Genomic DNA, 11,662 nt, shown 5'->3' with positions numbered 1-11,662 from the left:
TTTACGCCAAGGTATACTTATTCGGTTAAATCAGAAGGAAGAATTACTATGCCCAGTTCCCTTGAGGATGCATTATCATTGTTACAATGTACTCTTGTTGCGCGTCGTGTCAGTTTTACGCCGGAACAAATTACATGGGGGCAGTACGATGTACTGGAAATATTGAGGCTAAAAGGGGGATTAACACCTAGCCAATTAAGCCAATCACTTGGAATTTCTCGCCAAAATTTATCGAAATTTCTACGAGTATTAAAATCTTATCAATTTGTCGAGCAAACCAAATCAGATGATGACAAGCGAGAGCTGATCACTCAGTTAACGGATAAAGGACGGCATTTTTTACTACGGGCAGCGGCTGGTCGTGCGGAAAATGCATTAAAAGTCAAAGCGGCTTTAACACCGCAAGAACAAGATATCTTCATTCAATTGAGTAAGAAAATCACCGATGCTTTAGATCATGAGTGATTTTTCATTTGGTGCGTTTTAATGGCTTTACCAAGCCTTCTAACCCTTCAATTTTTAAACCAAGGGCCATTTCCATTAACTGACCGAGACGCCCTGAAGGGAACTCGCCTTTTTTATAAAACCACAGAAGGTATTCCTCTGGTAAATCAATTAAAATGCAGCCTTTATATTTACCAAATGGCATATAGGTATTTGCCATATCGATAAGATCTTGCTTTTCCATTGTTCCTCCCATAAAAAAACGGCGTCCTAATGAACGCCGTTATTAATTTAACACTTTTTTGCAAACTACAGTACTAATCCAACAACCGCTGCGGATAAGAAGCTCACTAAGGTTGAGCCGTACAGTAATTTCAAGCCGAAACGTGCCACTGTATTACCTTGTTTTTCATCCAACCCTTTGATAGCACCTGCGATGATACCAATTGAAGAGAAGTTAGCGAATGACACTAAGAACACAGATAAAATACCAACTGAACGCTCAGATAAGCCACCAGCGATAGCTTGTAAGCCATCCATTGCCACGAATTCGTTCGTTACCATCTTCACTGCCATGATCCCGCCAACTTGTAGGGCTTCATCGGCAGGGATACCTAAAATCCAAGCAAATGGATAGAACACGTACCCCAGCATAGTTTGGAAATCAATACCGAAAATTGCTGAGAAAATACCGTTAATCATAGCAATCAGGGCAATAAAACCAATCAACATCGCTGAAACGATAATCGCAACTTTAAATCCAGCAAGAATGTATTCACCTAACATTTCAAAGAAGCTTTGACCTTCATGTAGGTTGCTCATTTGAATGTCTTCTTCACCTTCGGGTGGATATGGGTTGATTAAAGACAGCACCACGAAAGTACCAAACATGTTCAGGACTAATGCTGCAACGACGAAGCGTGGCTCCAGCATCGTCATGTATGCACCAACAATTGACATCGATACTGTCGACATTGCTGTTGCTGCCATGGTGTACATTCTGCGATCTGACATACGGTTAAGCTGATCTTTATAAGCAATAAAGTTTTCAGATTGACCCAGTAACAGTGAGCTTACTGCGTTGAATGATTCCAGTTTCCCCATTCCATTAACTTTAGATAATACAGTACCGATAACACGAATAACGATCGGTAGAATTTTAACGTGCTGTAAAATCCCGATTAACGCAGAAATAAAGATGATTGGACATAAAACTTGTAAGAAGAAGAACGCTAAATTTCCTTCAATCATGCCGCCGAAGATAAATTTTGTACCTTCCGCTGCATAACCTAACAGGTGAGTAAACACCCCAGCTACAGCGAGAACAAAAGATTCACCGATATTCGATTTCAAGAACAGATATGCTAATGCAATTTGAATAACCAGTAGTTGAACGACATAACGAGGACGGATCCCCTTACGGTTACTACTTGCTAAGATGGCAAGAGCAGCAATTACTACTAAAGATAAAATGAAATGCAGGATCGAGGTCATATGCGACTCCAACAAATTTAAGGATCAGTCTATGTGTATATTCTATGTAATGGGTAACATTTAAATGAGACCACGGTCACATTAACCTGAAAACTAAGTGGGTGTATTTTGCAAAAAGAAGAAGGTGATCACGTTTTAATTAACGATAACAGGACAAATGACCTTTTTTGCACAGAAATGTTGTTGGAAATTTACTTTAAGTCTGATAATGACCTATCAAGGCTTAATTACCTCACCTATATGAGATAACTAAGCCATTCAAAATATAGTTTACTACTCGATATTCAGCAAACGGATCAATTCATCCTCATCAATAACAGGGATACCGAGCTCATTTGCTTTTGCTAATTTCGACCCCGCCGCTTCGCCCGCGATCACCATATCGGTTTTTTTAGAAACACTCCCCGCGACCTTCGCCCCAAGAGCAACCAGCTTATCTTTCGCCTCATCACGGGTCAGAACGCTCATAGAACCTGTTAATACCACTGTTTTACCTGCAAATGGACTATCAATTTCAGCGCTATTAACCACTTTTACTTCTGGCCAATGGATATTTGCTCTGGTGATTAAATCATTAATAACCGCTTGATTATGTGCTTCGTGGAAGAAGTTCACCACATGTTTAGCAACAACATGTCCGATATCTGGCACTGTTTTTAAGGACTCTTCATCCGCTGCCATTACCGCATCCAGCGTTGCATAGTGCGCCGCTAAGTTAGCAGCTGTCGCTTCACCAACCTCACGAATACCTAATGCGTAGATAAACCGCGCTAATGTGGTTTGTTTAGATTTTTCAAGTGCATCAATCAGCTTTTGAGCTGATTTTGGCCCCATTCTATCCAACCCAGTTAATTTGCCTGCACTTAATTGGTAAAGGTCAGCGGGCGTTTTTACATACTCTTTTTCAACGAGCTGATCGATGATTTTATCCCCCATGCCATCAACATCCATAGCACGGCGAGAAACGAAGTGTTTAAGTGCCTCTTTGCGCTGCGCACCACAGATTAACCCACCAGTACAACGGGCAACTGCCTCACCTTCAATACGTTCAATATCTGAACCACAAACAGGGCAATGAATTGGGAACACAATTTCACGGCTATCGGCCGGGCGTTTATCTGCAACAACGCTAACAATCTGGGGGATCACATCACCAGCACGACGAATGACCACCGTATCGCCAATATGCACGCCAAGACGCTCAATTTCGTCTGCATTATGCAATGTCGCATTACTCACAGTCACACCCGCCACTTGTACTGGTTCAAGACGGGCAACAGGTGTGATCGCCCCCGTACGCCCAACTTGGAACTCCACATCTTTTAATACAGTGATTTGCTCTTGGGCCGGGAATTTAAATGCGATAGCCCAACGCGGCGCGCGAGAAACAAAACCAAGTTCTTCTTGGATGGCAATCGAGTTGACCTTAATCACGACACCATCAATATCAAACCCTAATTCTGGGCGAACTTGTTCGATTTGGTGATAAAAATCCAATACCGCTTGATGGCCTTGGCGCAGTTGTACATAGTGACTAACAGGTAGCCCCCATGCTTTAAACTGTTGTAAACGGTCATAATGCGTGTCCGGTAATGTGCCACCTTCAATCAACCCTACCCCATAACAATAAAATGTGAGAGGCCTTTTTGCCGTGATACGAGGATCTAGCTGACGTAATGAACCTGCCGCCGCATTACGTGGATTAGCAAAAACTTTGCCATCCGTTCGCCGCGCTTCTTCATTCAACGCCTCAAAACCTTTTTGTGGCATAAAAACTTCACCACGAATTTCCACACGAGCCGGAATGTTGTCCCCTGTTAAGCGCAATGGGATTGCACGGATAGTGCGCACATTTGCGGTAATATTTTCGCCGACTGTTCCATCACCGCGAGTGGCCGCTTGCACTAATTCGCCATTTTCATACAACAAGCTGACAGCTAAACCATCAAGTTTCAATTCACAACAAAATGTGAGCGCATCATGGTTTTTTAAACGATCTCTAACGCGTTTATCAAAAGCCAAATAACTCTCTTCATCAAAAACGTTATCTAAAGACAGCATCGGAATTTCATGACGAACCGTTTCAAATGCTGATAAAGGTGCAGCTCCCACACGCTGAGTGGGTGAATCACTCGTAACAAGCTCTGGATGTGCTTCTTCAAGGGCTTTCAAGCGCTGCATCAGTTTGTCATATTCCACATCGGGAATTTCGGGCGCATCAAGTACATGATACTGGTATTCGTGATGACGTAGTTGTTTTTTTAATTCATCGATTTCATTTTTGGTAGTCATGATCCACTCGTAAAGATAAAAAACCCCCAGTTAAGGGGGCTTTGTAAAACACTTGGTTTAATTTAGTGTATTTCTGATCCGCGCATGATACACCTCAATTTTTTGTGGGGTTAGCATCTTGCGTTCATCATCTAGCACCACGCCACCAGCATCGGATGCGATGCGCTGTGCCGCTTGTAACATGAGTTTAAAGTTCTGGCTTGCTTCACCATAGGATGGCACCATCATAAATATGGAGACACCCGGCGTAGAGAAATCAGCCATAGTTTCAGGATCAAAGGAGCCTGGTTTCACCATATTCGCTAAACTAAACAAAACGGGGCCAGTGCCTGACGGATTTACGTGGCGGTGAAAAATTTTCATTTCACCAAATTGGAAGCCCGCTTGAAGAATACTTTGTAGTAATATTTCACCTTGTAATTCTTGCCCCTGATGTGCGGCTACATGAAGTACCAGGACTGTCTCCTTGCGATTTGTTGTAGCAGGCTCTTCCTGTGGTTCAGCTTTCGTTTCAGGGTGCGACGGCGTCTGTTCATGGTGTTTAAGCTGTGGCTCTTCTTGTCGTTTGTGCCCATCAATATGCGGTTCTGTTGCATGATGCTGCACTGGTTGAGTACCTATTTCAGGTTCAGCAACATCATCATTCATATTGATGGTCAGTTGTTCTGGCACATGGGGAGCTTGAACATGCTGAGCGACAGGCTCAGCGTGAACTGGCGGCTCTGGTGCCATACTCATTTTAATTTCAGGTTCAACCGACGATAATGGCTGTATATTAGGTTCAACTTGAGACTCATTTTTTACCGGATATACAGGCTCAGTCGCAGCGGGTTGAATAGGTGCCTGCTGAGTGGATTGATTTTCAGTAAATAATGCAGAATCATCATAGTCCGATGAATTCTCCTGCGTGTCATTTTTTCTACGTTTTACAGGTCTGTCGCGAAATAACTTTGAGCGCTCTTTACGGCTGGTCCATAAACCATGCAGTAATAAAGCGACAATCGCTATCGCACCTACGACCACTAATATTAGACGCAAATCCTGCATCGCTGCTATCTCTAGTTGATGAATGAAAATGCCATCACGGCGGAAACTACCTTAAGATTATTTCTCAATTGCTCTAAGTGCAACCCTCAGAACGATTTTCTTACAAGAAAGAGAATATTCCGCTTTCATTTGCTGCTTTTTTAAGCAAATAATGGCTAGTCAGCCTAAATTCATATCTATATCATACAAGGTCAACCGAAAAGGAGAAAACGAGAAGTATGACCCAATCAACATTTTCGCCACAAAAAGACCACTCCGGTTTTTATTATTTTACACAAGGATGGCGATTAATTACACGCCCTGGCATCAAACGTTTTGTGATTTTGCCCCTATTCGCGAATATTCTTTTTTTAGGGGGCGCATTTTGGTGGTTATACAGTAAGCTTGGTGGTTGGATTGACCAAGTGATGAGCTATGTTCCTGACTGGCTACAATGGCTTAATTATCTAATTTGGCCAGTGGCTTTGATTTCTATTTTATTAGTGTTTACCTATTTTTTCAGTACCGTTGCCAATATTATTGCCGCACCATTTAATGGTTGGTTATCGGAAAAACTCGAAGCGGAACTCACCGGTAAGCCCGCACCGGATACGGGGGTGGCTGAATTATTAAAAGACATTCCGCGGATGATCAAACGCGAGTTTGTTCGTATCGGTTACTATTTACCGCGGGCGATTGGCCTATTAGTTTTATTTTTAATACCCGGTATTGGTCAAACTATTGCACCTATCTTATGGTTTTTGTTTGGTGCGTGGATGATGTCAATCCAATATTGCGACTACCCTTTCGATAATCACCGTGTCGGTTTTAGCGAAATGAAGCAAGCCCTAGCCAAAGAGCGCGTGCGAAACGTTCAATTTGGCTGCGTTGTCAGCTTGCTGATGATGATACCAATTATCAACTTAGTCATCATGCCTGTTGCTGTCTGTGGGGCAACCTTGATGTGGGTAGATCGCTACCGCAGCCGCTACGCGCGTTATTAATCTCTCTTTGCGCGGGTTTGACCACCTGCGCACTTTATGGTTTTTTCCCTCTGATTTCCTCTATCCTTTGCTAATTATTTATGCTTTAGAACAATTGGATCTAAAATAGCCTTTTGTTATAAGCTTAGTCCTAAATCATATTTGCATTAATCTGCTCTTCACGTATGTTGGACTCACACCCTATTTTATAATGAACGCCGAATACTCTTTTACTGGCTAACCGATTTTTTAAGGATATCCCATGAGTAAAATTTATGATGATAATTCGTTGACCATTGGCCATACCCCACTTGTTCGTTTAAAGCACTTTGGTAATGGCAATATTTTAGCAAAAGTGGAATCGCGTAACCCAAGCTTCAGCGTTAAATGCCGTATCGGTGCAAACATGATTTGGGACGCTGAGAAAAAAGGTATCCTGAACAAAGACAAAGAATTGGTCGAGCCAACCAGTGGTAATACAGGGATTGCTCTCGCTTATGTCGCAGCAGCAAGAGGTTATAAGCTCACACTGACTATGCCTGAAACCATGAGTATTGAGCGCCGGAAACTTTTGAAAGCATTAGGGGCGAACCTTGTTCTAACCGAAGGCGCTAAAGGGATGAAAGGTGCAATTGCAAAAGCGGAAGAAATCGTCAATAGCAATCCTAAAAAATACCTCTTACTGCAACAGTTTAATAACCCTGCAAACCCCGAAATCCATGAAAAAACGACGGGTCCAGAAATTTGGGAAGATACTGACGGCAATGTGGATGTTATCGTTGCTGGTGTGGGCACAGGCGGTACCATCACAGGGATTGCGAGATACCTGAAGAAAACTAAAGGCAAAGATGTCACCATCGTTGCTGTTGAACCTGAAACCTCTCCTGTTATTACCCAAGCATTAGCGGGAGAAGAAATCAAACCTGGTCCGCATAAAATCCAAGGTATCGGTGCAGGCTTTATTCCAGGTAATTTAGACCTAACCCTACTTGATAAAGTGATTCAAATCAGTGATGACGAAGCGGTTAAAACCGCACGCGAGCTAATGGAAAAAGAAGGTATTTTAGCAGGCATTTCTTCAGGGGCAGCGATTGCGGCTGCAACTAGAATTGCGGCAGATCCTGCCTATAAAGGCAAAAACATTGTGGTGATTTTACCCTCTTCCGGTGAGCGTTATCTCTCTACCGTACTGTTCGCGGATATCTCTGCTGAGTAGCATACTTTCGTTACATAATCGTTAAAAAAGCACCTTAAAGGTGCTTTTTTTGTGGCATAGATCAAAATTTAGCACGGATGGGGATGATTTCTGATCTGGGGTTTAGTATTAAACATAGTAATTATTTTGCACCTCGAAATTAATCAAAATTTAGTCAAATGAACATACCCATTACCATGTTTTTCGACTAACCTATGTCATCACGATTTTGAGGGAAAAAACGAAAAAGGGTTGATACGGCTCAAAGTAGGAAACCTTTTTGCAAGTTAATAATCTAACTTATACGCAAACCTAGCCTATTTCATCTACAATTGTCTGGGTAATTAAAAAAACTAAAGTTATTGAGGAAATACTATGTTCCAGCAAGAAGTCACTATTACAGCACCAAACGGTCTACATACTCGTCCTGCAGCACAGTTTGTGAAAGAAGCAAAAGCATTCACTTCTGATATTTCTTTGATTTCTGGTGGCAAATCAGCGAGCGCAAAAAGCCTGTTCAAATTACAAACATTAGGTTTGACGCAAGGTACTGTTGTGACCATCTCCGCTGAAGGCGAAGATGAAAAAGAAGCCGTTGAACATTTAGTTAAACTGATGGGCGAATTAGAATAATTTCCCACGTTAGAGAACGCGTTTAATCGATCTCATTCTTGTCCCTGAATGATTTCATTCGGGGATATTTGCATAATCAATAAAACGCACCATCGTCTCTGCAACATCAGAACTCCCAGCACTAAGCCCTAGCAGCAGTAAGGTAATATTATGATTTCAGGAATTTTAGTATCCCCAGGTTTTGCTTTTGGTCAGGCTTTGATCCTTAAAGAAGACCCTATCGTTGTGAGCACCAAAAAAATCGCAGACGATCAGGTCGAAAAAGAAATTCAACGCTTCATTGAGGGGCGAAATAAATCCGCCGAACAACTCAGTCTGATTAAAGAAAAAGCCGAAAAAAATCTAGGCGCTGAAAAAGCTGAGATCTTTGAAGGTCATATCATGCTGCTGGAAGATGAGGAACTTGAGCAAGAAATTATTTCTTTAATCAAAAGTGATAAAAAAACGGCTGATGCCGCTGCTTATTCAGTGATTGAAGACCAAGCTCAAGCCCTTGAATCTCTTGATGACGAGTACCTCAAAGAGCGTGCGGCTGACGTACGAGACATCGGTAAACGTTTATTGAAGAATATTTTAAATATCCCTATCGTTGATTTAAGTGCCATCGACCAAGAAGTTATTTTAGTCGCCGCGGACTTAACTCCGTCAGAAACGGCGCAATTAAATCTTGATAAAGTATTAGGTTTTATTACTGATTTAGGTGGCCGTACTTCCCATACGTCCATCATGGCTCGCTCCTTAGAGTTACCTGCAATTGTTGGGACTAGCGATGCCACCAGCAAAATTAAAAATGGCGATTTCATTGTCTTAGATGGCGTAAATAATACTATTTACCTAAACCCATCAGATGCTGAAATTGATAAACTCAAAGCATTCCGTGATGACTATCTGCAAGAAAAAGAAGAACTGGCTAAATTAAAAGATTTACCCGCAATTACCCTTGATGGTCACCAAGTTGAAGTCTGTGCCAATATTGGTACTGTGCGCGATGTTGCCGGTGCTGAACGTAATGGTGCAGAAGGCGTGGGCCTCTATCGTACCGAATTCTTATTTATGGATAGAGACGCATTCCCTAGCGAAGAAGAGCAATTCCAAGCATACAAAGCGGTTGCTGAAGCGATGGGTAGCCAAGCCGTTATCGTTCGTACCATGGATATCGGTGGCGATAAAGACCTGCCTTATATGAATTTACCGAAAGAAGAGAACCCATTCCTCGGCTGGCGTGCAATTCGTATTTGTCTTGATCGCAAAGAAATCTTACACTCACAATTAAGAGCTATTTTAAGGGCATCAAATTTTGGTAAACTGCGTATTATGTTCCCGATGGTTATTTCCGTTGAAGAAGTTCGTGAACTAAAAGCAGAGCTAGAAATGTTAAAAGCTCAGTTACGTGAAGAAGGGAAAGCCTTTGACGAAACAATTGAAGTTGGTGTGATGGTGGAAACCCCAGCAGCCGCTATAATTGCCCGTCATTTGGCTAAAGAAGTTGATTTCTTTAGTATTGGGACGAACGATCTCACCCAATACACTTTAGCGGTTGACCGTGGTAATGAACTGATTTCTCACCTTTATAACCCGATGTCACCAGCTGTTCTTAACCTAATCAAACAGGTGATCGATGCATCACATGCTGAAGGTAAATGGACAGGTATGTGTGGCGAGTTAGCAGGTGATGAACGTGCAACCTTATTGCTACTTGGCATGGGGCTGGATGAATTTAGTATGAGCGCAATTTCAATTCCGCGTATCAAAAAGCTCATTCGCAATGCGAACTTTGCTGATACCCAAGCTTTGGCTGAACAAGCACTTGCTCAACCAACAGCAGATGAATTAATGAAACTTGTAGATACCTTTATCCAAGAAAAAACGTTATGCTAAGAACAGCACATTAGTTCGGTCCCATATAAAACGATTAGGAGAAGGTCCATGGGTCTGTTTGACAAACTGAAATCACTCGTTTCGGAAGACAAAAGTAGCAGTGGCAGTATTGAAATTATCGCCCCATTATCTGGCGAAATCGTCAATATTGAAGATGTTCCAGACGTTGTTTTTGCAGAGAAAATTGTGGGTGATGGTATCGCCATCAAACCTGCTGGTAACAAAATTGTTGCCCCAGTAGACGGTACAATCGGTAAAATCTTTGAAACCAACCATGCGTTTTCTATTGAATCAGATGATGGTATTGAACTTTTTGTTCACTTCGGTATTGATACCGTTGAGCTCAAAGGTGAAGGTTTCAAACGTATCGCTGAAGAAGGTCAAGCGGTTAAAAAAGGCGATTTAGTGATTGAATTTGATTTAGCCCTGTTAGAAGAAAAAGCGAAATCCGTTTTAACACCGGTCGTGATTTCCAACATGGATGAAATCAAAGAATTGAATAAACTGACAGGTTCAGTGACAGTGGGCGAAACTGTCATTATGCGTATTAAGAAATAATAACGCCCATAATAATTATAAAACCATCAGGTGAATAGCCTGATGGTTTTATGCGTTTTGTCATTCTGTTGTGTAAATACTACGTTTACTAAAAAAACATTATTTAACCGTTAAAAACACCCGTTGATAGGTAGCGATCACCTCTGTCGCAAATAATTGCCACAATCACAGCCCCCGGATTTTCTTTCGCAACGCGTAAAGCCCCTGATACCGCACCACCTGAACTTACGCCACAGAAAATACCTTCAAGCCTCGCTAACGCCCTCATAGTCTCTTCCGCTTCTTGCTGATTAACATCCAGTACGCTATCCACTAATGTGCCATCAAAAATCCCCGGTAAGTAACCAGGAGACCAACGGCGAATGCCTGGTATTTGGCTTTTTTCAGCAGGCTGCAAGCCGACAATATGCACATCTTTTGATTGTGACTTTAAATAGCGGCTCACGCCCGTGATCGTACCAGTCGTCCCCATACTTGACACAAAATGCGTAATTTTACCGTGCGTTTGTTGCCATATTTCCGGGCCTGTTGTCTTAAAGTGTGCAAGTGGGTTATCAGGGTTATTAAACTGATCTAACACCTTCCCTTCGCCGTTTTTTTCCATCTCTTGCGCCAGATCACGAGCCCCTTCCATACCAACTGTTGTACTGACTAAAATTAACTCTGCGCCGTAGGCTTGCATTGATGCCTGACGCTCTTTGCTCATATTATCAGGCATCAATAATTTTAATTTATAGCCTTTTAGTGCAGCAATCATTGCCAGTGCAATGCCAGTATTGCCGCTTGTTGCTTCAATTAACGTGTCACCCGGCTTAATTTCGCCACGTTTTTCAGCTTCGCTGATCATAGAAAAAGCCGCCCTATCCTTTACAGAGCCAGCAGGGTTATTGCCTTCAAGTTTTACCCAAATTTCAGCATCAATCCCTTGCGTCAAACGCTGAAGTTTTACTAATGGGGTGTGACCAATAAATTGTTCCAGAGTTGACACTTTCGCATCCTTATCATTTTTATTTATCACTTAGAATTAATAGAAATAAGATATTACTCCAATAAGCCTATGAGTGGACATGAATTCTCTTCATAATATTATTAGAAAAATAGATTATCTTTATTACCTATAATGATATAGCTAATTGATATATTATATTACAATAAGCTA

The 11,662-nt window shown here is 41.9% G+C and carries 11 protein-coding genes; 6 read left to right on the top strand and 5 right to left on the bottom strand.

Annotated features, from left to right (window positions below; genetic code table 11):
- Positions 1–48 precede the first annotated feature (48 nt).
- On the top strand, positions 49–465 hold the full coding sequence (locus AB6N04_RS04390) for a MarR family winged helix-turn-helix transcriptional regulator (protein ID WP_369310706.1): 417 nt from the start codon (positions 49–51) through the stop codon (positions 463–465).
- Positions 466–469: 4 nt separating this feature from the next.
- Here the strand turns inward: AB6N04_RS04390 and AB6N04_RS04385 are convergent, their stop codons facing one another.
- The 4 genes from AB6N04_RS04385 to zipA all read right to left on the bottom strand — a co-directional run bounded on the left by AB6N04_RS04385 (position 470) and on the right by zipA (position 5,277).
- The gene (locus tag AB6N04_RS04385) at positions 470–688 is read right to left on the bottom strand and encodes a DUF3820 family protein (protein ID WP_369310705.1); all 219 of its coding nucleotides are present in this window, start codon (positions 686–688) and stop codon (positions 470–472) included.
- Between the two features lie 65 nt (positions 689–753).
- Positions 754–1,938: a NupC/NupG family nucleoside CNT transporter gene (locus AB6N04_RS04380; protein ID WP_369310704.1), complete on the bottom strand. Its 1,185-nt coding sequence runs from the start codon at positions 1,936–1,938 to the stop codon at positions 754–756.
- A 273-nt stretch (positions 1,939–2,211) separates the two neighbouring features.
- Positions 2,212–4,230 carry an NAD-dependent DNA ligase LigA gene (gene ligA / locus AB6N04_RS04375; RefSeq protein ID WP_369310703.1) on the bottom strand — a complete coding sequence of 673 codons (2,019 nt, stop codon included), beginning with the start codon at positions 4,228–4,230 and terminating at the stop codon, positions 2,212–2,214.
- Between the two features lie 57 nt (positions 4,231–4,287).
- Positions 4,288–5,277, bottom strand: a complete 990-nt coding sequence (zipA, locus tag AB6N04_RS04370; protein ID WP_369310702.1) for a cell division protein ZipA — start codon at positions 5,275–5,277, stop codon at positions 4,288–4,290.
- Between the two features lie 218 nt (positions 5,278–5,495).
- Here zipA and cysZ point away from each other — a divergent pair, with 218 nt between their 5' ends.
- From cysZ to crr, 5 genes are all read left to right on the top strand, one after another.
- Positions 5,496–6,260 carry a sulfate transporter CysZ gene (gene cysZ / locus AB6N04_RS04365; RefSeq protein ID WP_369310701.1) on the top strand — a complete coding sequence of 255 codons (765 nt, stop codon included), beginning with the start codon at positions 5,496–5,498 and terminating at the stop codon, positions 6,258–6,260.
- 241 nt (positions 6,261–6,501) lie between these two features.
- Complete coding sequence (cysK, locus tag AB6N04_RS04360) at positions 6,502–7,455, top strand: cysteine synthase A (RefSeq protein WP_369310700.1); 954 nt, start codon at positions 6,502–6,504, stop codon at positions 7,453–7,455.
- A gap of 354 nt (positions 7,456–7,809) precedes the next feature.
- A complete protein-coding gene (gene ptsH / locus AB6N04_RS04355) occupies positions 7,810–8,067 on the top strand; it encodes a phosphocarrier protein Hpr (protein ID WP_369310699.1) in 258 nt (85 codons plus the stop codon).
- Between the two features lie 150 nt (positions 8,068–8,217).
- The gene (gene ptsI / locus AB6N04_RS04350) at positions 8,218–9,945 is read left to right on the top strand and encodes a phosphoenolpyruvate-protein phosphotransferase PtsI (protein WP_369310698.1); all 1,728 of its coding nucleotides are present in this window, start codon (positions 8,218–8,220) and stop codon (positions 9,943–9,945) included.
- Between the two features lie 48 nt (positions 9,946–9,993).
- Positions 9,994–10,503, top strand: coding sequence for a PTS glucose transporter subunit IIA (gene crr / locus AB6N04_RS04345; RefSeq protein ID WP_206082435.1), 510 nt, complete (start codon positions 9,994–9,996; stop codon positions 10,501–10,503).
- A gap of 103 nt (positions 10,504–10,606) precedes the next feature.
- Here crr and cysM read toward each other — a convergent pair whose 3' ends face one another.
- Positions 10,607–11,491 carry a cysteine synthase CysM gene (cysM, locus tag AB6N04_RS04340; RefSeq protein ID WP_369310697.1) on the bottom strand — a complete coding sequence of 295 codons (885 nt, stop codon included), beginning with the start codon at positions 11,489–11,491 and terminating at the stop codon, positions 10,607–10,609.
- Positions 11,492–11,662: the final 171 nt, after the last annotated feature.

Source organism: Providencia rettgeri (assembly GCF_041075285.1).
GTDB lineage: Bacteria > Pseudomonadota > Gammaproteobacteria > Enterobacterales > Enterobacteriaceae > Providencia > Providencia rettgeri_G.
The sequence above is the reverse complement of the archived record's forward strand: the minus strand, read 5'-3'. Positions and strand labels throughout refer to the sequence as shown.

Excerpts from the sequence above, each read along its gene's own strand:
- AB6N04_RS04390 (WP_369310706.1), top strand. The coding sequence starts at position 49 with ATGCCCAGTTCCCTTGAGGATGCATTATCATTGTTACAATGTACTCTT.
- AB6N04_RS04385 (WP_369310705.1), bottom strand. The coding sequence starts at position 688 with ATGGAAAAGCAAGATCTTATCGATATGGCAAATACCTATATGCCATTT.
- AB6N04_RS04380 (WP_369310704.1), bottom strand. The coding sequence starts at position 1,938 with ATGACCTCGATCCTGCATTTCATTTTATCTTTAGTAGTAATTGCTGCT.
- ligA (WP_369310703.1), bottom strand. The coding sequence starts at position 4,230 with ATGACTACCAAAAATGAAATCGATGAATTAAAAAAACAACTACGTCAT.
- zipA (WP_369310702.1), bottom strand. The coding sequence starts at position 5,277 with ATGCAGGATTTGCGTCTAATATTAGTGGTCGTAGGTGCGATAGCGATT.
- cysZ (WP_369310701.1), top strand. The coding sequence starts at position 5,496 with ATGACCCAATCAACATTTTCGCCACAAAAAGACCACTCCGGTTTTTAT.
- cysK (WP_369310700.1), top strand. The coding sequence starts at position 6,502 with ATGAGTAAAATTTATGATGATAATTCGTTGACCATTGGCCATACCCCA.
- ptsH (WP_369310699.1), top strand. The coding sequence starts at position 7,810 with ATGTTCCAGCAAGAAGTCACTATTACAGCACCAAACGGTCTACATACT.
- ptsI (WP_369310698.1), top strand. The coding sequence starts at position 8,218 with ATGATTTCAGGAATTTTAGTATCCCCAGGTTTTGCTTTTGGTCAGGCT.
- crr (WP_206082435.1), top strand. The coding sequence starts at position 9,994 with ATGGGTCTGTTTGACAAACTGAAATCACTCGTTTCGGAAGACAAAAGT.